At 63.3% G+C, this 18,917-nt stretch carries 17 protein-coding genes; 9 read left to right on the plus strand and 8 right to left on the minus strand.

From position 1 onward, the window contains the following. Positions 1-94: 94 nt before the first annotated feature. The 3 genes from BXU06_RS17160 to BXU06_RS00550 form a co-directional block, all read right to left on the minus strand. A complete protein-coding gene (locus BXU06_RS17160) occupies positions 95-421 on the minus strand; it encodes a hypothetical protein (RefSeq protein WP_150125051.1) in 327 nt (108 codons plus the stop codon). Positions 422-447: 26 nt separating this feature from the next. Beyond that, entirely contained in the window at positions 448-930 is a 483-nt protein-coding gene (locus tag BXU06_RS00545; RefSeq protein ID WP_077296012.1) for a hypothetical protein, read from the minus strand. A 345-nt stretch (positions 931-1,275) separates the two neighbouring features. After that, positions 1,276-2,205 (minus strand): CysB family HTH-type transcriptional regulator, encoded by a 930-nt coding sequence (locus tag BXU06_RS00550; protein ID WP_077296013.1) that lies wholly within the window; start codon positions 2,203-2,205, stop codon positions 1,276-1,278. A gap of 334 nt (positions 2,206-2,539) precedes the next feature. Between BXU06_RS00550 and BXU06_RS00555 the strand changes: the two genes are divergently transcribed. Both BXU06_RS00555 and BXU06_RS00560 read left to right on the plus strand, forming a co-directional pair. Then, the gene (locus BXU06_RS00555) at positions 2,540-4,186 is read left to right on the plus strand and encodes a methyl-accepting chemotaxis protein (protein WP_077296014.1); all 1,647 of its coding nucleotides are present in this window, start codon (positions 2,540-2,542) and stop codon (positions 4,184-4,186) included. A 356-nt stretch (positions 4,187-4,542) separates the two neighbouring features. Further along, positions 4,543-8,430, plus strand: a complete 3,888-nt coding sequence (locus BXU06_RS00560; RefSeq protein WP_077296015.1) for an EAL domain-containing protein — start codon at positions 4,543-4,545, stop codon at positions 8,428-8,430. Here BXU06_RS00560 and BXU06_RS00565 read toward each other — a convergent pair. Both BXU06_RS00565 and BXU06_RS00570 read right to left on the minus strand, forming a co-directional pair. Continuing rightward, positions 8,330-8,797 (minus strand): ATP-binding cassette domain-containing protein, encoded by a 468-nt coding sequence (locus tag BXU06_RS00565; RefSeq protein ID WP_374754320.1) that lies wholly within the window; start codon positions 8,795-8,797, stop codon positions 8,330-8,332. The genes BXU06_RS00560 and BXU06_RS00565 overlap by 101 nt on opposite strands. Positions 8,798-8,925: 128 nt before the next feature. Further along, a complete protein-coding gene (locus tag BXU06_RS00570; protein WP_077296017.1) occupies positions 8,926-10,152 on the minus strand; it encodes an RNA-guided endonuclease TnpB family protein in 1,227 nt (408 codons plus the stop codon). Between the two features lie 307 nt (positions 10,153-10,459). Here BXU06_RS00570 and tauA point away from each other — a divergent pair, with 307 nt between their 5' ends. The 7 genes from tauA (at position 10,460) to BXU06_RS00600 (ending at position 15,873) form a co-directional block, all read left to right on the plus strand. Continuing rightward, a complete protein-coding gene (tauA, locus tag BXU06_RS00575; protein ID WP_077296018.1) occupies positions 10,460-11,443 on the plus strand; it encodes a taurine ABC transporter substrate-binding protein in 984 nt (327 codons plus the stop codon). 12 nt (positions 11,444-11,455) lie between these two features. Then, complete coding sequence (gene tauB, locus BXU06_RS00580) at positions 11,456-12,247, plus strand: taurine ABC transporter ATP-binding subunit (RefSeq protein WP_077296019.1); 792 nt, start codon at positions 11,456-11,458, stop codon at positions 12,245-12,247. Continuing rightward, the gene (tauC, locus tag BXU06_RS00585; RefSeq protein ID WP_077296020.1) at positions 12,244-13,080 is read left to right on the plus strand and encodes a taurine ABC transporter permease TauC; all 837 of its coding nucleotides are present in this window, start codon (positions 12,244-12,246) and stop codon (positions 13,078-13,080) included. Before tauB ends, tauC begins: the two co-directional genes overlap by 4 nt. 76 nt (positions 13,081-13,156) lie before the next feature. After that, complete coding sequence (gene tauD, locus BXU06_RS00590) at positions 13,157-13,990, plus strand: taurine dioxygenase (RefSeq protein WP_077296021.1); 834 nt, start codon at positions 13,157-13,159, stop codon at positions 13,988-13,990. Positions 13,991-14,352: 362 nt separating this feature from the next. After that, the gene (locus tag BXU06_RS00595; RefSeq protein ID WP_077296022.1) at positions 14,353-14,679 is read left to right on the plus strand and encodes a multidrug efflux SMR transporter; all 327 of its coding nucleotides are present in this window, start codon (positions 14,353-14,355) and stop codon (positions 14,677-14,679) included. A 110-nt stretch (positions 14,680-14,789) separates the two neighbouring features. Then, positions 14,790-14,915 (plus strand): hypothetical protein, encoded by a 126-nt coding sequence (locus BXU06_RS18330; protein ID WP_256364054.1) that lies wholly within the window; start codon positions 14,790-14,792, stop codon positions 14,913-14,915. Positions 14,916-14,919: 4 nt separating this feature from the next. Further along, positions 14,920-15,873: a ZIP family metal transporter gene (locus BXU06_RS00600; RefSeq protein ID WP_077296023.1), complete on the plus strand. Its 954-nt coding sequence runs from the start codon at positions 14,920-14,922 to the stop codon at positions 15,871-15,873. Between the two features lie 720 nt (positions 15,874-16,593). On the opposite strand, the gene ruvC is transcribed toward BXU06_RS00600, so the two are convergent. From ruvC to BXU06_RS00615, 3 genes are read right to left on the minus strand one after another with little or no spacing between them, the layout of a single operon-like run. Then, positions 16,594-17,136, minus strand: coding sequence for a crossover junction endodeoxyribonuclease RuvC (gene ruvC, locus BXU06_RS00605; protein WP_077296024.1), 543 nt, complete (start codon positions 17,134-17,136; stop codon positions 16,594-16,596). Then, on the minus strand, positions 17,133-17,804 hold the full coding sequence (gene murU / locus BXU06_RS00610) for an N-acetylmuramate alpha-1-phosphate uridylyltransferase MurU (RefSeq protein WP_077296025.1): 672 nt from the start codon (positions 17,802-17,804) through the stop codon (positions 17,133-17,135). The genes ruvC and murU overlap by 4 nt, the downstream gene beginning before the upstream one ends. Before the next feature lie 20 nt (positions 17,805-17,824). Further along, positions 17,825-18,823 carry an aminoglycoside phosphotransferase family protein gene (locus BXU06_RS00615; RefSeq protein WP_077296026.1) on the minus strand — a complete coding sequence of 333 codons (999 nt, stop codon included), beginning with the start codon at positions 18,821-18,823 and terminating at the stop codon, positions 17,825-17,827. Positions 18,824-18,917 lie beyond the last annotated feature (94 nt).

Here is an 18,917-nt window from a genome sequence, read left to right on the forward strand (position 1 = left end):
TAATGTGCTGAAGCACGCCGAGCGCCTGATGATGTGGCAATGCAGCAATGGCGTGGTATTTTGGGATTTTATCGGATTGAATTATAATATATTTTTATTGATTTTGCCGTTGACAGGCTGGGAAAAAAACATAAAAAAGATAAATAATGTTATAAATCAAGTATTTGATAAGCTGTTTCTGTAAAGTTGTCTGAGCGTTTTTCTGGGTGGGCGCTGTGTCATCACATGTTATTGTGTTGATGGCGCGGGGTATGTTACAAGCCAGCCCAATCTGCATGGCAAGCTGAGTGATTTCAATTGATTTCAGCGTGCTGTTTGTTGCTGTTCTGGGTGGGTGTTTTCTGGTCTTGGCTGTTTTTGTCATGTTATGGCGGAAAGACACCAGAGGAAGGCGCATGCCAGATGGTAAAGTGTTTGCCATCTGGCATGCACCGATGTGGGCTATCCTCAGCCTTGCCATACCTGTTGCCGACGGTCTTCCACCCGCTTGGCCTTGTGTGTGGCGCGTGGCAGCGTATCAGGCGGCAGAATCGCCACCTGGGCGCTCACCCCGGTCAGCGACTTCAACTGGCGGGCAAACTGCTGGGCCAGTTGCGCATCCTGGCTGGCGTCGGCGCTGGCGCGCTCCACTTCCACCCGCAGCTGGTCCAGATGCTGTTCGCGCGCCACAATCAGTCGGTATTCCCCGCTCAGGGCATGGTCCTGGCGCACGATGGCCTCAACATCGCTGGGAAAGATATTCACGCCCTTGATTGACGCTGCCGCGTTTGAGCCACGGGTGCGCCGCTTTGTCCAGCGCTTGCCGGCGGCTGCGCCGCCCTTGCCGATGGATGTGTCGCGCAATGCCGGGCGGTTGAGGTATGCGTGGTAGTCGTGCGGCCCGGCGTGAATGGAATAGTCGCCACTGACACGAAGTACAGACCGTTGCACATCACCGCTTTACCCCCGTGTGCAGCGCTGAGCATCGCAGGGGTTGACTGCGCTGCGCGCAGGGTTGATTGAGGCGAGAGTGCGTCTGAACTGTGGTCGGCGGCGGGGGAAGCCCCGCGCGCCCTTCTTTCTTTGCTTCGCCAAAGAAAGAAGGCAAAGAAAGGCGACCCGACTTCCGCGCCCAGCCTGCGGCTGGGTGCCCTGCGCTTCTCAACCCTCAGGGCCGGCCCGGGAACTCGCGTCGGCTGCGCCGCCGCTCAAACAACCGTGCCGGATTTCCCCCTGAGGGTCTGCGATGCTCGGCGCTGCATACGGGGGTAAAGCGGTGACGCGCAACGGGCCGCGCTACTCCTGCAATACCGGGCTGAGCGCCTGCCGCACCGACGCCTCGTCCAGCACCGACGAGCACAGCGAAATAAACCGGTACGCATAGCTGCGCAAGTAATGCCCCCGGCGCACGGCAATCCGTGCCGTCTGGTAGCCAAACAGCGGTTCGCCATCCACCACGCACAAATTCTGATCCCGCTGCGGGTCAATCGCCAGCGATGAGACAATGCCCACCCCCATGCCCAGCTCCACATAGGTCTTGATCACATCCGCATCCAGCGCCGCCATCACGATGTCCGGGTTCAGCCCGGCGTCGGCAAAAGTGCGGTCGATGCGGGCGCGGCCAGTAAAGCCCTGGTGATAGGTAATCAGCGGGTAGTCGGCCAGGGTGTCCAGCGTCAGCGGCTGCTGGTGCAGCGGATGCGTTGGCGGGGCAATCACCGCGTGGTGCCAGCTGTAGTAGGGGAACGACACCAGCTCGGACACTTCGGCCACCGCTTCGGTGGCAATGCCAATATCGGCTTCGCCTTCCTGCAGCAGGCGCACCAGCTCGCTCGGGCTGGCCTGATGCAGCACCAGATGCACTTTCGGGTAGGCTTTCTTGAAGGTGGTGACCACTTGCGGCAGCGCATAGCGCGCCTGGGTGTGGGTGGTGGCGATGATCAGCTGGCCTTCGTCGCGCTGGCTGAACTGCTCGGCCAGCCGGCGGATATTGCATGCGTCCAGCAGCATGCGCTCGACAATGGTCAGCAGCTCCTTGCCGGGGTCGGTCAGGCCGAGAAAGCGCTTGCCCTTGCGGATGAACAGCTCGACGCCCAGCTCGTCTTCCAGGTCCTTGATGTGCTTGCTGACCCCGGATTGCGAGGCAAACAGCGCACTGGCCACTTCGGTCAGGTTGAAGTTCTGCCGCACGGTTTCGCGGATGATGCGCAGTTGCTGAAAGTTCATGGCCCGGCTCCGGTCGGTCCCCGCAGCCAGTGGGCTGCGGCGTTATTCTGTGTTCGAACGGCACAGGATAGGCGGCCAGGGCTTGCCGGATAAAGAAGCAATGCTTTGTGGTTTATTCGATCTTGATCGAAGACAAAGCGCGACAAAGCGGCAATCCGCGCGCTGGATCGGGCTTATTGTGCCCGCTGCCAAGCTAGGCATGCCGCACCATTTCTACATACAAATAAATTATTCGTTGGTATTGTATAGGGTTACTGATGCCAGACCGCCTGCTGGCCTGAGGGCGCGCGGTCGGACATCCATCGTTTTTGCTGCTTTCCCGAGGGTCAACCACATGTTCCAGAACTTGAAAATCGGCGTTCGGCTTGCCATTGGCTTTGGCCTGCTGGTCTGTCTGCTGATTGCCATCACCGCATTGTCGTACTTGCGCATCAACCAGATTGATGACTCGATCGAAGAAGTGAGCAAGCGCAATATGCCCAAGGTGGCGCAGGCGCATGAAGCGATTGATCAGGTCAATGTCACGGCGCGTGCGCTGCGCAACGCCTTGCTGGTGCGCTCAACCGACGAAGCGCAAAAGGAATTCGAGCGGGTAGTGGTGGCGCGCCGGGAAGCTACCGAACTGTACGCCAAGCTGGACAAGGAAATTACTTCGGCAGAAGGGCGCAAGCTGTTTGATGCGGTGATGAGCACCCGCAAGATCACCGTGGCCGACCAGGATCAGATGATGGCCGCGTTCAAGGCCGGGCGCAGGGATGAGGCGGTGGACCTGCTGATCAACCAGATCCGCAAAAGCCAGGCTGATTACATCAAGAGCCTGGAAAATCTGATTGCCCACGAAACCCGGTTGATGGAGCAGACCAACGAGCGCAGCAATCAGCTGGCCGAAGAAACCACTCGCCTGCTGATTATTTTTGCCGTGGCTGCCGTGCTGATTGCCGTGTTCAGCGCCTGGGCGGTGACCCGCAGTGTCACCAGGCCGGTGAATGAGGCGGTAGACGCCGCCAAGCGGCTGGCCAAGGGCGACCTCACCGTGTCGGTGCGCACCGAACGCCGCGACGAGATGGGCCACATGATGAATGCGCTGCAGGACATGATCAGCAAGCTGTCGCATATCATTGGCGAAGTGAACGAAGCCGGTGCCTCACTCAATGGTGCCGCCCAGCAGGTTTCTTCCACCGCGCAGAGCCTGTCGCAATCGTCGTCGGAACAGGCCGCCGCGGTGGAAGAAACCACCGCCAGCATCGAGCAGATGACCGCCAGCGTGAACCAGAACAGCGACAACGCCCGGGTAACCAACGACATGGCGGTGAAGGCCGCCAGCGAAGCGCAGGAAGGCGGCACGGCGGTGAAGGAAACCGTTGAGGCCATGCGCAAGATTGCCGACCGGATTGGCATCATCGACGACATCGCCTACCAGACCAATCTGCTGGCGCTGAACGCCGCCATTGAGGCCGCCCGTGCTGGCGAACATGGCAAGGGCTTTGCCGTGGTGGCCGCCGAAGTGCGCAAGCTGGCTGAGCGCAGCCAGGTGGCCGCGCAGGAAATCAGCCAGGTGGCCGGTTCGTCGGTGCGCATGGCGGAAAAAGCCGGTGGGCTGCTGGATGAAATGGTGCCAAATATCCAGCGCACATCCGATCTGGTGCAGGAAATCTCCGCCGCCTCGCTGGAGCAATCGTCGGCCACCGACCAGATCAACAACGCCATGAGCCAGCTGAACAAGGCCACCCAGCAAAACGCCTCGGCGTCGGAACAACTGGCCGCCACCTCAGAAGAAATGAGCGCCCAGGCCGACCAGTTGCAGGCGCTGATGGGCTTTTTCCAGCTGGAAGACGGCGCGTCGGTCAAATCGGCGCGCGGCCAGGGCGGCAGCGCCCGCCCGGCACCTGGCAAACAGGCCGCTGCCCCGCGCAGCCTGAGTGCAGCGCCGGTGTTCAAACCGGCGGCACAGGTCAGCGAGCAGGATTTCGAGCGGTTTTAACCCCGCACGTCGGGCGCGCGCCCCGGTGTAACGCACGCCCGGCGGCCTTTTTCTCTTGTCTTTGCTGATTTGGCGTGGCATCCGGCTTGCCAGGTGCCACGCCCCGCATACGACAATCCAGACACCATCCCGGCACGGCGCACACCCATCGGGGCGACGCATCCCTTGCCAGGCTTCCTGATTTGTCTCGTTCCTCAGGCAATTCCCTGGCCGCATGCAGCACAAGCATGCCGGCCACGCGGCTATCCGGTATCCTTACAGATGCATCCCCCCTGGCACATCGGCCCACGCTGATGTAATTGTCGTTCTCTCCCTGTCTGGCTGCCCATTGCGCGGGACAGCCCCGCTCAAAGCCTATGAACCTGAACCTGTTTCAGCTGAGCTCGCTCAAGACCCGGATCACCCTGTTTACCCTGCTGATTTTTGTGGCCAGTATCTGGTCGCTGGCGCTGTACATCAGCCGTGGCTTGCACGACGACATGCAGCGGCAGCTGGGCGAGCAGCAACTGGCCACCGCATCGCTGATTGCCGACGACATCAACCAGCAACTGACCGACCGGCTCGACGCCCTGGCGGCGATTGCCGACGAACTGCCTGCAGAGTATCTGACACGGCCAGGTCTGCTCCAGGCCCGGCTGGAGCAGCGCCCGCTGCTGCACATCCTGTTCAACGGCGGGGTATTTGCCACCGATGTTCACGGCACGGCCATTGCCGATGTGCCGCTGTCGGTGGGGCGGATTGGCACCAATTATCTGGACCGCGATTCGGTGGCGATTCCGCTGCGCGAAGGCCGGGCGATGATTGGCCGCCCGGCGCTGGGCAAAAAGCTGCGCGCGCCAATCTTCAGCCTGGTGGCCCCCATCCGCAATGGCCAGGGCCAGGTGATTGGCGTGCTGGTCGGCACCATCAATCTGGGCTTGCCCAATTTTCTGGAAAAAGTCACCAAGCGCCATTACCACATGGCAAGCAGCTACCTGCTGGTGGCCCCGCAGCACAAGCTGTTTGTCACCGCCACCGATAAAAACCTGATCATGCAGCCGCTGCCTGCCGTGGGCGTTGCGCCGATGCTCGACCGTTATATTCGCGGCTACGAAGGCTATGGCATTGCCGCCAATGGCCAAGGGGTGGAAGAGCTGTCGGCTGCCAAGGGCATTCCGGTGGCGGGCTGGTTTGTGGTAGCCGCCTTGCCCATGGCCCAGGCCTTTGCGCCCATCCGTGACATGCAGGAGACGATCTTGTGGGCATCTGCCGTGCTCACCTTGCTGGCCGGCGGGCTGACCTGGCTGATGCTGCGCCACCAGCTGGCCCCGATGACCCGCGCCGTGACCACGCTGGCGGCGCTGGCACACAGCCAGCGCACCCCGCCGCCGCTGCCAATTGACCGCCGCGATGAAATCGGCCAGCTGCTGATGGGCTTCAACCACTTGCTCGACAGTCTGCGCCAGCGCGAACAGGCGCTGCAGGAAAGCGAAAGACGCTTTCGCCACATGGCCGACCAGGCCCCGGCGCTGATCTGGATGAGCGACACCGAAAATGCCGGCACCTGGTATAGCAAGCGCTGGCTGGACTACACCGGGCGCACGATGTCGCAGGAGCTGGGGTTTGGCTGGGTGGACAATATCTACCCGGAGGATTTGCAGCGTTGTGCCAGTCATTGCCAAGCCGCTTTTGATGCCCGGGAAACCTTTGACATGGAATTTCGTCTGCGCCGGGCCGATGGCAGCTACGGCTGGGTGGTGGATATCGGCACACCACGCTTTGACGAGGGCGGCACATTTTTAGGCTATATCGGCTACTGCTGGGACATCAGCGCGCGCAAGGACATTGAAGCCCGGCTGATGGAGCGTGAAGCGTATTTGCGCGCCATCATCGAAAACGAGCCGGAATGCATCAAGATTCTCGACACCGAGGGCCGGCTGACGCAAATGAACCCGGCGGGCCTGACCATGATCGAGGCAGATTCATTTACCCAGGTGGCCGGGCGGCCGATGCTGGAGTGGATTGCCCCGGAATACCGCACCGCCTTTGCCGAAATGCATCAGCGCGTGCTGGCAGGCGAAACCCTGCGCATGAAGTTTGAAGTCATCGGCCTGAAGGGCGGACGCTGCTGGCAGGAAACCCACGCCGCACCAATGCAGGACCGCGATCAAGTGGTGCTGCTGGCGGTGTCCCGCGATATTTCGGCGCAGGTGCGCGCCGAAGCCCAGCTGCACCTGGCCGCCAGCGTGTTTACCCACGCCCGCGAAGGCATCACCATCACCGACGCCGATGGCGTGATCATCGACGTCAACGACACCTTTTGCCGGATTACCGGCTACCACCGCGACGAAGTGCTGGGGCGCAACCCGCGCATGCTGGCATCGGGCCGGCAAAGCCAGGCGTTTTATGTGGGAATGTGGCGGGCCTTGCTGGACAAAGGCCACTGGTATGGCGAAGTGTGGAACCGGCGCAAGGACGGCGAGGTGTACGCCGAACTGATCACCATCAGCGCCGTGCGCGATGCGCTTGGACAGACCCGCAACTATGTCGCGCTGTTTTCGGATATCACCGAAATCAAGGACCACCAGCGCCAGCTGGAGCATATTGCCCATTACGACGCGCTGACCAAGCTGCCCAACCGGGTGCTGCTGGCCGACCGCATGCACCAGGCCATGGTGCAAACCCGCCGGCACGACGGCCAGCGGCTGGCGGTGGCGTATCTTGATCTGGATGGCTTCAAGGCAGTCAACGACCGCCATGGCCACGACGCTGGCGACCAATTGCTGATGGCGGTGGCCGGGCATATGCGTGAAGCGCTGCGCGAAGGCGACACCCTGGCCCGGCTGGGCGGCGATGAATTTGTGGTCATGCTGCTCGATCTGGCCGATGTGGCGGCCAGCGTGAGCGTGCTCACCCGGCTGCTGGCCGCTGCCGCCGAGCCGGTACGGATTGGCGAACTGGTGCTGCAGGTGTCGGCCAGCGTGGGGGTGACTTTCTTCCCGCAGCCGGAGGATATCGACGCCGACCAATTGCTGCGCCAGGCCGATCAGGCCATGTATCAGGCCAAGCTGGCCGGCAAGAACCGCTACCATATTTTTGACGCCGAGCAGGACCGCAGCGTGCGCGGTCACCACGAAAGCCTGGAGCGGATTGAACGCGCACTGGCCGAGGGCGAGTTTGTGCTGTACTACCAGCCCAAGGTGAATATGCGCACCGGCGCGGTGATTGGTGCCGAAGCGCTGATCCGCTGGCAGCACCCGGAAGACGGCCTGCTGTCGCCGGCGCTGTTTTTGCCCATGATTGAAGAACACCGGCTGGCAGTGGACATTGGCGAATGGGTGATCGACACCGCGCTGGGACAAATGGCCAGCTGGCAGGCTATTGGGCTGGCCATTCCGGTTAGCGTGAATGTCGGTGCGCGCCAGTTGCAGCACCCGGACTTTGTCCCGCGTCTGCGCGCCCTGCTGGCTGCCCATCCAGAGGTCAGCCCGTCTGACTTGGAGCTGGAAGTGCTGGAAACCAGCGCACTGGAAGACCTCAACCGTGTGTCCAAAGTGATCGAAGCCTGCCGCGATATCGGGGTGAACTTTGCCCTGGACGACTTTGGCACCGGCTATTCCTCGCTGACCTACCTGAAACGCCTGCCGGTGGCCCAGCTGAAAATCGACCAAAGCTTTGTCCGCGATATGCTGGACGACCCGGACGACCTGGCGATTCTGGACGGGGTGATTGGCCTGGCCGGCGCATTCCGCCGTCAGGTGATTGCCGAAGGGGTGGAAACCGTCGCCCATGGCGCGATTTTGCTGCAACTGGGCTGCGAGCTGGCGCAGGGCTTTGGCATTGCCCGGCCCATGCCGGCCAGCGAGCTGCCCGGCTGGGCGCGCGCCTGGCGCACCGACCCCACCTGGGGCCGGCTCAGCGCCATCGACAGCCACGACTTACCCTTGCTGTTTGCCAGCGCCGAACACCGCGCCTGGGTGCAGGCCATTGCCGCCTACCTGCACGGCGACAGCCTGAGCCTGCCGCCGCTTGACCCCCGGCTGTGCCGGTTTGGCCAGTGGCTGGACGGCGATGGCCTGGTCCATCACGCCGGGCAGCCGGCGTTTGAGCAATTGCAACTGCTGCACCATCAACTGCATGCCGTGTCAGCCGAACTGTGCCAGCTCAAGGCCACCGGGCACGGTACCGAGGCACTGGCCCGCCTGCCCGAACTGCAGCAGCTGCGTGATGCCCTGCTGACCCAATTGCAGCGGCTGCTGCCGTAGGCGGTATGGGGCTGGCACGATCGCTCAGGCCCACCAGCGCCAGGCATTCGGCCACCCGTGCCGCCCGTTCGGCGGCGGGCCAGCCAGCAATTTCCAGCGGAAACGCCACGTTGTCGGCCACGCTACGGTTGGCCAGCAGATTGAATTGCTGAGAAATCATGCCGATGTTCTGGCGGGCGCGGCGCAGGGCCGGGGCGGAGAGTTGAGTCAGGATCTGGCCGTCCACCACCACCTGGCCGGTGTCGGGGCGCTCCAGCAGGTTGATCAGGCGCAGCAGGGTGGATTTGCCCGCGCCAGACGGGCCAATCAGGCCAAAAATGTCACCGGCCTGGAGGGTGAGGTCAGTGGCAGCCAGTGCGGTAAACACGCCGCCGTCGGCTCGGGTAAAGCGTTTGCTTACCCGTTCGAGCGTAATCTTGACATCCTCCCCGCCCTCTCGCTTCGCGAGCCGGTCTTGAAACCGGAAAGGACGGGGATTTCTACCGCGTCTGGCCGCTAGGCAGCCAGATCGCCTCGGTGGGTTCCTGCTGCTGGCGGTATGACTGCGCCGCTCACTTCACAGGCTATCTGGGCATTGTCCTGCCCTTGTTCAAGCAGTGCCTCGCCACGGCGAAGCACATTGATCGCGCCAACCAGATCGGCGTTTTCCTCGAATCCGCATTCGACGCAGCGGAATTGCGCCTGCGTCTGGCGGTTATCCGCAGACACATGATCGCAGCACGGACAGGTGCGGCTGGTATTGCGTGCTGGCACCGCAATCAGGAATCCTCCGCGCCAGGCCAGCTTATAATCCAGCTGACGCCTGAACTCGAACCAGCCCTGATCGAGGATCGCCTGGTTCAGGCCGGATTTTGCCCGCACGTTCCTGCCCGGCTGGTCGGCATCGCCCGCCGCAGACTTCGACATCGCCCGCACCTTCAGGTCTTCGAGACAGACAATCGCGTGGTTTTGGCTGATTGCGTTCGTCGCCTGGTGCAGGAAGTCTTTGCGGATGTTGCCGATGCGGGCATGAAGCTGTTGGACGCGGGCTTTTGCCTTCTTCCAGTTGTTCGAGAATTGGGTTTTCCGGCTTAGCGCCTGCTGCGCCTTGCGCAGCGCGACCTGGTGCTGTTTGAAGCTGTTGACTGGGGCGATAAAGCTGCCATCGCTCAAGGTGGCAAAGCGGGTGATGCCCAGATCAATGCCGACGATGCCGCCTTGCGGGACAGACTGCGCCACTTCGCGCTCGGTCTGGATGGAGACAAACCACTTTTGCGCATGCAGGCTGACGGTGACGTTCTTGATCGCACCCAATACCTCGCGGCTGTTGCGGTAGCGCAGCCAGCCGAGTTTCGGCAGGAAGATGCGATTATTCGCCTGATCGAGCTTGCAGCCTTGTGGATAGCGGAAGCTGTCGCCTTTACCCTTCTTCTTGAAACGGGGAAACGCCGCCCGTTTGGCGAAGAAGTTGCTGTAGGCGCGTTCCAGGTCCTTGAGTGACTGCTGCAAGGTTTGCGATGGCGAGTCTTTGAGCCATTGCGTTGCCGGGCAATTTTTCCATGCTGGAAGCAGGTTATTGAGGGCAAAAGCGCTCAATTTTTTCTCGCCCTGGTCGTGTCGCGCTTTCTGCAAAGCCAAGCCCTGATTGAATACGAAGCGGCATGCCCCGGCGAAGCGGCGCATGTTGCGCTGTTGCTCGCCGTTCGGCATGAGTTCGTATTTGAAGGCCTGGAGTCGTTGCATGGCGTCAAGATACCGATTTACCTGAAGACGGCGCAAGGGTGTTTCTCAACGACAGGACGCCTGCGGTATCCGCGCCTTATATCACCGCCCTGAAGGATGGTGTTTTACGGTGCGTCGGATAAAGCACCTGCATTTCACCTGACTGTGCAGCATTCATCCCGCACCGCCTGCCTGGCACGGCTTGCATCCACTGGGTACGCGCCCGTTTATACGATTTATGAATAACAAACCCAGTTTTACTTGTTAATCGTACTGAAGCCAGCTTGCTACAGTGGGGGCCTTGCCATCACTCCCGCTGGAGCCAAATATGACCCATCCTGCCCTGAAATCCTTGTATCTGGCCTTGGCCGTGCTGGCTGGCACTGCCTCGGCAGCCGACCCGGTGACGGTGGCCTATCAGACCGGTATTGACCCGTCCAAGGTGGCGCAGGCCGACGGTGCCTACGAGGCCGCCACCGGCAGCAAGATCAACTGGCGCAAGTTTGAAAGCGGTGCCGAAGTGATTGCTGCGGTGGCTTCCGGCGATGTGCCGATTGGCAATATCGGCTCCAGCCCGCTGGCCGCTGCCGCCAGCCGTGGCCTGCCGATCCAGACTTTTCTGGTGACCGCCGAAATTGGCGATTCCGAAGCATTGGTGGTGCGTAACGGCAGCAATATCACCAGTCCAAAAGACCTGGTCGGCAAAAAAGTGGCGGTGCCGTTTGTCTCCACCACCCACTACAGCCTGCTGGCCGCGCTCAAGCATTGGGGCATTGACGCCGGCAAGGTGAACATCATCAACCTGCGCCCGAGTGAAATTGCCGCTGCCTGGCAACGTGGCGACATCGATGCCGCTTATGTGTGGGAGCCGGCGCTAGGCACCGCCAAGGCCAGCGGCAAGGTGCTGGTCAGCTCGGAGCAAGTGGGCAAATGGGGCGCGCCCACTTACGACCTGTGGATTGTGCGCAAGGATTTTGCCGAGAAGCATCCGGACTTCCTCACCCAGTTTGTCAAAGTGACGGGTGCCGCCTACGCCAAGTACAACGCCGACCCGAAGGGCTACGCCGCCAATAGCGCCAATGTGGACAAGATTGCCCGCCTGACCGGTGCCAAGCCGCAGGATGTGGCGCTGTTGCTGTCTGGCAATACCTATCCCTCACTCAAGCACCAGGCCGAATTGCTGGACAAGCCGTTTGCCGAGGCAGTGGGCAAAACCGCTGAATTCCTGCGCGCGCAAGGCAAGGTGGAGCAGGTGCAGTCGTCGTACAGCCCGTATGTGACGTCGCGCTTTGTTCACGCTGCGCTGAAGTAAGCAGGCCCGATCATGTGCGCCCTGCTTGCCCAGGATGTCAGTGTGTTCTACCCCGGCCAGCCGGAGCCCGCGCTGTCGCAGGTGAATCTGAGCCTCGGCGAGGCATCGCTGACCGTGGCGCTGGGGCCATCTGGCTGCGGCAAGACCACGCTGCTGAACGTGCTGGCCGGATTCATTGCCCCCAGTCAGGGCCGGGTGACGCTGGATGGTCAGCCGGTGACCGGGCCAGGGGCGGACCGGGCCGTGGTGTTCCAGCACGACGCGCTGCTGCCATGGCTGAATGTGCGTGACAACGTGGCGTTTGGCCTGCAGTTGCAAGGCGTGGGCCGCGCCGAGCGTCAGCGCCGCGCCGATGACATGCTGGCGCTGGTTGGGCTGGATGCGGTGGCCAAACAAAAAATCTGGGCGTTGTCCGGCGGCATGCGCCAGCGGGTAGGCATCGCCAGGGCGCTGACCAGCCCATCGCAGGTGTTGCTGATGGACGAGCCGTTTGGCGCGCTGGATGCGTTTACCCGCGAGCAGATGCAGGCGCTGCTGCTCAAGGTGTGGCAGCACACGGGCCGACGGATTTTCCTGATTACCCACGATATCGAGGAAGCATTGTTTCTGGCCACCGAACTGGTGCTGATGTCGCCAGGGCCGGGGCGGATTGTCGAACGGATTCATCCGCCGTTCAGCCAGCGCTATCGGGCGGGTGAATCGGTCCGCCAGATCAAGTCCGACCCGGCGTTTATTGCCCTGCGTGAACAGCTGCTGAGCACGCTGTACCGCCATCGACTGTCTCCCGAGGAGCTTGCCCCATGACTGCCCTGGACCCTGCCTTGCCCGCGACGGCGGCCCGCCTGACCGCGACCGCCCGCTGGCAACTCACCCGTCACCCGCTGTGGCTGGGCCTGATCAGCGCCGGCAGCGGCCTGCTGCTGTGGTGGGCGCTGGCCAGCAGCGGCCTGGTGGCCAGCCTGTTTTTGCCGCCGCCGCAGGCGGTGCTGGCCAAGCTGTATCTGGCCGCCACCCAGGGCTTCATGGATGCCACGCTGTGGCAACACCTGACCGCCAGCCTGGGCCGGATTGGCCTGGCGCTGCTGGCTGCCACCGTGCTGGGCATTCCGCTGGGCCTGCTGATGGGTACGCGCCCGCTGGTGCGCGGCCTGCTCGACCCGCTGATTGAAGGCTACCGCCCGGTGCCGCCGCTGGCCTACCTGCCGCTGATCGTGATCTGGTGCGGGATTGGCGAGCTGTCCAAAGTGCTGCTGATTTTTCTGGCCATGCTGGCACCCATCATCATGGCCACCACCCATGGCGTCAGCCGCGCCAGCCAGAGCCGGATCCGCGCCGCCCAGTCGCTGGGTGCCAGCCCACGCCAGGTGTTGTACCGGGTCATTTTGCCCACCGCCCTGCCCGATATCCTCACCGGCCTGCGCATTGGCCTGGGCGCTGGCTGGTCCACCCTGGTGGCAGCAGAACTGGTGGCCGCCACCCAGGGGCTGGGCTTCATGGTGCAGTCTGCCGCGCAGTTTCTGGTGACCGACATGGTGCTGGCCGGCATCGCGGTGATTGGCGGCATTGCCTTTGTGCTGGAGCTGGGCCTGCGCGCGCTGCAACGGCGGCTGTGCCCGTGGCACGGCCAGCAGGACTGAATCCTTTCTTCACCTTTCCGGATCACCGATATTTTCCCGCCTGGCCACTGGCGCGCCAGGCGGCAAGGAGCTTTGCATGACCCTGAAACTCACCCGACTGAGCCCGGCGCTGGGCGCGGAAGTCCACGATATCGACCTGTCGCAGCCGCTGGACGATGCCCAGTTTGCTGAACTGCGCGCTGCCTGGCTGCAACACCAGGTGCTGTTTTTCCGTGGGCAAACCCTGTCGCCGCGCCAGCAGCGCGACTTTGCCGCCCGCTTTGGCCCGCTGCACACCCACCCGATCTACCCACAACACCCGGACGCGCCGGAAATCATGGTGCTGGACACCGAAGCCTTTGATCTGCGCGACAACGCCATCTGGCACACTGACGTGACCTTTACCCAAACCCCGCCGCTGGGCGCGGTGCTGGCGGCGCGCAAGCTGCCGGAAGTGGGGGGCGACACGCTGTGGGCCAGCGGCACAGCGGCGTTTGCCGCACTCTCGCCAGCGCTGCAAACCCTGCTCACCGGCCTGACCGCCACCCATGACTTTGTGCATTCCTTTCCGCTGGAACGCTACGGCACCCGCCCGGAAGACCTGGCGCGCTGGGAACAAACCCACCGCGACTATCCGCCGGTGCATCATCCGGTGATCCGTACCCATCCGGAAACCGGCCAGAAAGCGCTGTTCGTCAACGACGGCTTCACCACCCGCATCAACGAACTCAGCCAGGAAGAAAGCGACGCGCTGCTGCCGCTGCTGTTCCAGCATTTTGCCAAGCCGGAATTCACCATCCGCTGGCGCTGGCAGGCCGGTGATGTGGCACTCTGGGACAATCGCGTCACCCAGCACTATGCCACCGACGACTACCGCCCGGCCCACCGCATCATGCATCGCGCCACCATCCAGGGCGACGTGCCGTTCTGAGAGTCGCTGACAAAACCCTCCTGGCGTTGTTGCGCGGCCTTGCCGTACTCCTTGTACTGTCTGCGGCCGCGCGTCTAGCCAGGATCGCTTCGCTGGGTTTTGTCAGCGACTCTGAGCGACGGCCCGGCTGCACGGGCATGACGAGGTGGGGCGCATCGGGCTGTGGGTGTGCAGACATCCGCCCTGCTGCATGAACATCCCTCATCCACGTCATCCCCGCGCAGGCGGGGATCCAGAGGCATCCACGCCGTGCAATCACGACACCGCGCCTCTGGTCTGACTCGCCAGGCCGTTTTGGTGGATGATGATCGGTTTTTCGCTGCCCGCCCCTGTGCGGGCAGCGCTGTTTTCAGGAGTGCAGCATGCAAGCGCATTGGGGGTATCTGGGCGTGGCGATTGTGGCGGAAGTGATCGCCACCTCGGCGCTGAAAGCCACCGAGGGGTTTTCCCGGCTGGGGCCGTCGGTGCTGGTGGTGGTGGGCTATTGCACCGCGTTTTATTTCCTGTCGCTGACCTTGCGCACCCTGCCTCTGGGCGTGGCCTACGCCTTGTGGTCGGGGGTGGGCATTGCCCTGGTGACGGCGTTTGGCTGGCTGTATTACCGGCAGACGCTGGATGCGGCCACCCTGTGCGGGTTGGGCTTGATTGCCGCCGGGATTGTGTTGATTCAACTGCGTGGCGGGCATTGATTCAGGCTATTGATCTGGCAAAAACAATTGATTGGTTATTTCACTGCGCTTGGCCAACACTATAAACACGAACTCAAGCACGGTTCGTGTTTCGCCAAGGAGAAACCCTCATGTCCGCCTTCGTTCACAGCGCCACCGTCCGTGCCCATGGGCACCCCGTGCGTTTCAGCATCGGCAGCCTGATTGTGTTGGGCGGCGCGCTGGCCGTGCTCGCCCGCCTGGCCGGGATGGCCTGACGCCATGGCCGCGCCGTTGATCCCCACTGCGGATTGCCCGGACAGTACAACACCGGCCCTGCTGCCGGCCTGGCGCAAGGCTGTTCGGCGTCAACCCTGGCTGGCGGCCAGTCTGCTGGCCTTGCTGTTGGCCATGCTGGCACTGAGCGCACAGGGGGTGTGGCGGTTATTTGCCGCCGACGCGCCGCTGGCCTGGCGTGAGGGTCTGCTGGGCGGGCTGGCCGGGGCCGTGACCACGGCATTGGGCGCAGCGCTGGCGCTGGGCTTGCGCCAGGTGTCGGCGCGCAGCGAGGACGCCATGCTGGGCTTTGCCGCTGGCATGATGCTGGCGGCCAGTGCGTTTTCGCTGATTCTGCCCGGCCTGGCCGCTGCGCGTGAGCTGACCGGCCATGGCGGGCTGGCGGCGCTGGTGGTGTGTGCCGGCATCAGCCTGGGGGTGGTGCTGATGCTGGGGCTGGATCAATTCATGCCGCACGCGCATCCGCATGGTGGGCCGTGCGGGCCGGGGCATGCGCGGGTGGGCCGGGTGTGGCTGTTTGTCTGGGCGATTGCCCTGCATAACCTGCCCGAAGGCATGGCGATTGGCGTGGGCTTTGCCCAGAACGATTGGCAGGTGGCCATGCCACTGACCACGGCGATTGCTGTGCAGGACATCCCGGAAGGGCTGGCGGTGGCCATCAGCCTGCGCGCCGCCGGTATGGCCGTGGGCCGCGCCGTGCTGCTGGCCGCCGCCACCGGGCTGATGGAGCCGCTGGGCGCGCTGCTGGGGGTGAGCCTGTCCAGCGGCTGGGCACTGGCCTACCCGCTGGGCCTGGGCCTGGCCGCCGGGGCGATGCTGTTTGTGGTGTCGCACGAGGTGATTCCGGAAACCCACCGCCACGGCCATCAAACCACCGCCACGCTGGGGCTGATGGCGGGGTTTATGCTGATGCTGGCGCTGGACACCGGGCTGGGTTAGTAGTCATTCACCCTGATATGAACCGATCATTGGCACCGATACCCAAGGTCAGCGCGCTCGCCTGCGTGTGGGTATTTCAACGGGACGGCGACTCGACCGCTTTCGGCATGAGTCTCACCTCACATGTCGTTCCCGCGCAGGCGGGAACCCAGACCGCACCACAGCGTGCGCCGTTGGAAGCTTTAGCATGGCGGGGCGGTGGTGAGCGTACGCACCCGCTGCACGCTGTGGATGCTCCTGGATTCCCGCCTGCGCGGGAATGACACGATGGGGCGCGGTGGGCAGTTCGCTGTGGCAAATTAAGGTTTTGTTTTAACCAAAATTAAACCGAGATTCCCGGTATAAACTTGCTCGTATGAACCCTTGTATTTCAACGTGACTGACGACTAGTAGCCAGTCACGTTGAAACACGATGGCTCACGTTCCACGACGAACCACTCGCCGCGCCCCACCGCGTCATTCCCGCGCAGGCGGAAATCCAGGCGTGTCCACAGCGTACAGCGGGGTGAGCGCTCACAGCGCTACCTGCGCCATGCCCACCGCGCCCGCTGTGGCGCGGTCTGGGTTCCCGCCTTCGCGGGAACGACACCTGAGGTGAAACTCATGCCGAAAGCGGTCTAATCGCCTGTCAGTCGATTCAGATCATGGTGACTGGCTACGAGGGACTGCCGCTCTCCGTGGCGAGGGCGCGGTGTTTTCCGCGCCCGGCTCAGCCGCGATTTATCCCAAACGCCCCCGCCGCAGGCGCACGCCACCGGCGGTCAGCGCCTGCAGGGCGGCGCTGTGGCTATGGTTGGCGTGGCACAGCGCCACCGCCAGCGCGTCGGCGGCGTCGGCTTGCGGCGTGCCGTTGAGCTTGAGCAGGCGCACCACCATGGCCTGTACCTGTTCCTTGGCGGCGTGACCGTTGCCCACCACCGATTGCTTGACCTGCAGTGCGGTGTATTCGGCAATCTCCAGCCTGGCCAGCACCAGCGCCGACAGCGCCGCGCCGCGTGCCTGGCCCAGCAGCAGGGTGGAGGCCGGGTTGACGTTGACGAACACTTTTTCTACTGCCGCTTCGCTGGGCTGGTGCAGGCTGACCACTTCGGCAATGCCGTCCAGAATGGTGCGGATGCGCACGGTGAGGGTGGCGTTTTCCGGAGCGCGAATGCAGCCGGAGGCCACGTAATGGCGCTGCTGGCCCAGGATGTCGATCACGCCAAAGCCGGTGACCCGCGAGCCGGGGTCGATGCCCAGCACCCGGCGCGGCGCGGCGCTCATGCGCCAGCAGCCAGGGCGCGGGCGTCTTCCAGCCGTGCCGGCGTGCCCACGTCCAGCCACTGACCATGCCAGATTTCGCCGCTGACCTGACCGCGTGCCATGGCGGCGCGCAAGAGCGGGGCGAGTTTGGCCGGGGTATTGGCCGGGGTATCGGCAAACAGCGCCGGGTGGTATGCGCCGATCCCGGAGAAGGTCAGCCCCGGCGCATCACGCACGCGGCCTTCTTCATCCAGGGCAAAATCGCCGTTGGGGTTGTGCTCTGGGTTGGGCACCAGTACCAGATACGCCAGCATGCCGTCGGCGCGCAGTTGCGGCGCACGTGCCAGCAGGCGGGCAAACGGATAATCGGTGTACACATCGCCATTGACCACGATAAATGGTCCATCGCCCAGCAGCGGCAGCGCGGTGGCAATGCCGCCAGCGGTTTCCAGCGCGGTGGGCTCGGCAGAATAAGCCAGGTGCAGCCCCCAGGCGGCACCGTCGCCCAGCCGGGTTTCGATCTGCGCGCCCAGGTGGGCGTGGTTGACCACCCCCCGCTGCACGCCGGCAGCGGCCAGCCGGCGCAGATGCCAGCCAATCAGCGGCTCGGCCCCCACTTGCAGCAGCGGTTTGGGCGTGGTGTCGGTCAGCGGGCGCATGCGCTCGCCGCGCCCGGCGGCCAGCACCATGGCCGGGCAGACGGGGGCGCTCAAAAGGTGAAGCCCACTTGCACGGTTTCACCGGTCAGCGACTGGATCAGCCGGCCCAGCGGCAGCAGCTCGCTGTAGCGCTTGCAGGTGCGCTTGAGGTATTCCACCACCAGCGGGATGTCCTGCAGGTAAGCGTCCTTGCCGTCGCGGTGCGACAGCCGGGCAAAAATGCCGGCCACTTTCAGGTGGCGCTGCACGCCCATCCATTCGAAATCGCGGTAAAAGTCGTCGATGTCTGCCGGCAGCGGCAGGCCGGCCTTGCGGGCCTTTTCCCAGTAGCGGATGGCCAGATCAAGGATGAAGTCTTCCGGCCATTCCAGGTAGGCGTCCTTGAGCAGCGACACCAGGTCGTAGGTGAGCGGGCCGTACACGGCATCCTGAAAATCCAGCACGCCGGGGTTGGGGTCGCTCACCATCAGGTTGCGGCAGTGGTAGTCGCGGTGCACCACGCCGCACGGCTGGGCGGCAATATTGTCCAGCAGCAGGCGCTGGGCGTCCTGCCACACCGTCAGCGTGGCGTGGTCAAACGGCTTGCCCAGATGGCGGCTGGCAAACCATTCCGGAAACAGGTTCATTTCGCGGGTGAGCAGCGCTTCATCGTAGTTGGGCAGCACGCCAGCCGGGGCGGCCCGCTGGATGCGGATCAGCGCGTCGATGGCGTCCAGGTAGCGGCTGCGGGCGTTGGCTTCGGTCATGCCGGCCAGATAGGTGGTGTGGCCCAGGTCGTCCAGCAGCAGAAAACCCTGCTGCAGGTCTTGCGCCCGCACGCTGGGCACATGCACGCCAGCAGCGCCCAGCAGGGCGGCCACCTGCACGAACGGCGCGCAGTTTTCCTGTTCGGGCGGGGCGTCCATCACAATCGCGCTGCTGCCATCCTCGAAGGTGGCGCGAAAGTAGCGGCGGAAGCTGGCATCGCTGGACGCCGGCTTGAGGGTGAAGGTCTGGCCGGGGCATTGCGCGGCCAGCCAGGCGGAAAGGGAATCGAAACGAGCAGTCATCAGGGGCGCCAGAATTGCGGTAAACGCTAAAGTATGCGATTTTATACCGCCTTGATTTCCAACGTACACGGGCTTTTTCGCCCTGACGGATGTT

The organism is Aquaspirillum sp. LM1, assembly GCF_002002905.1.
GTDB lineage: Bacteria > Pseudomonadota > Gammaproteobacteria > Burkholderiales > Aquaspirillaceae > Rivihabitans.

What these genes read in the sequence shown, in the direction of transcription:
- BXU06_RS17160 (WP_150125051.1), bottom strand. Translation starts at nt 421, where the DNA reads ATGGCAAACACTTTACCATCTGGCATGCGCCTTCCTCTGGTGTCTTTC.
- BXU06_RS00550 (WP_077296013.1), bottom strand. Translation starts at nt 2,205, where the DNA reads ATGAACTTTCAGCAACTGCGCATCATCCGCGAAACCGTGCGGCAGAAC.
- BXU06_RS00555 (WP_077296014.1), top strand. Translation starts at nt 2,540, where the DNA reads ATGTTCCAGAACTTGAAAATCGGCGTTCGGCTTGCCATTGGCTTTGGC.
- BXU06_RS00560 (WP_077296015.1), top strand. Translation starts at nt 4,543, where the DNA reads ATGAACCTGAACCTGTTTCAGCTGAGCTCGCTCAAGACCCGGATCACC.
- BXU06_RS00570 (WP_077296017.1), bottom strand. Translation starts at nt 10,152, where the DNA reads ATGCAACGACTCCAGGCCTTCAAATACGAACTCATGCCGAACGGCGAG.
- tauA (WP_077296018.1), top strand. Translation starts at nt 10,460, where the DNA reads ATGACCCATCCTGCCCTGAAATCCTTGTATCTGGCCTTGGCCGTGCTG.
- tauB (WP_077296019.1), top strand. Translation starts at nt 11,456, where the DNA reads ATGTGCGCCCTGCTTGCCCAGGATGTCAGTGTGTTCTACCCCGGCCAG.
- tauC (WP_077296020.1), top strand. Translation starts at nt 12,244, where the DNA reads ATGACTGCCCTGGACCCTGCCTTGCCCGCGACGGCGGCCCGCCTGACC.
- tauD (WP_077296021.1), top strand. Translation starts at nt 13,157, where the DNA reads ATGACCCTGAAACTCACCCGACTGAGCCCGGCGCTGGGCGCGGAAGTC.
- BXU06_RS00595 (WP_077296022.1), top strand. Translation starts at nt 14,353, where the DNA reads ATGCAAGCGCATTGGGGGTATCTGGGCGTGGCGATTGTGGCGGAAGTG.
- BXU06_RS18330 (WP_256364054.1), top strand. Translation starts at nt 14,790, where the DNA reads ATGTCCGCCTTCGTTCACAGCGCCACCGTCCGTGCCCATGGGCACCCC.
- BXU06_RS00600 (WP_077296023.1), top strand. Translation starts at nt 14,920, where the DNA reads ATGGCCGCGCCGTTGATCCCCACTGCGGATTGCCCGGACAGTACAACA.
- ruvC (WP_077296024.1), bottom strand. Translation starts at nt 17,136, where the DNA reads ATGAGCGCCGCGCCGCGCCGGGTGCTGGGCATCGACCCCGGCTCGCGG.
- murU (WP_077296025.1), bottom strand. Translation starts at nt 17,804, where the DNA reads ATGGTGCTGGCCGCCGGGCGCGGCGAGCGCATGCGCCCGCTGACCGAC.
- BXU06_RS00615 (WP_077296026.1), bottom strand. Translation starts at nt 18,823, where the DNA reads ATGACTGCTCGTTTCGATTCCCTTTCCGCCTGGCTGGCCGCGCAATGC.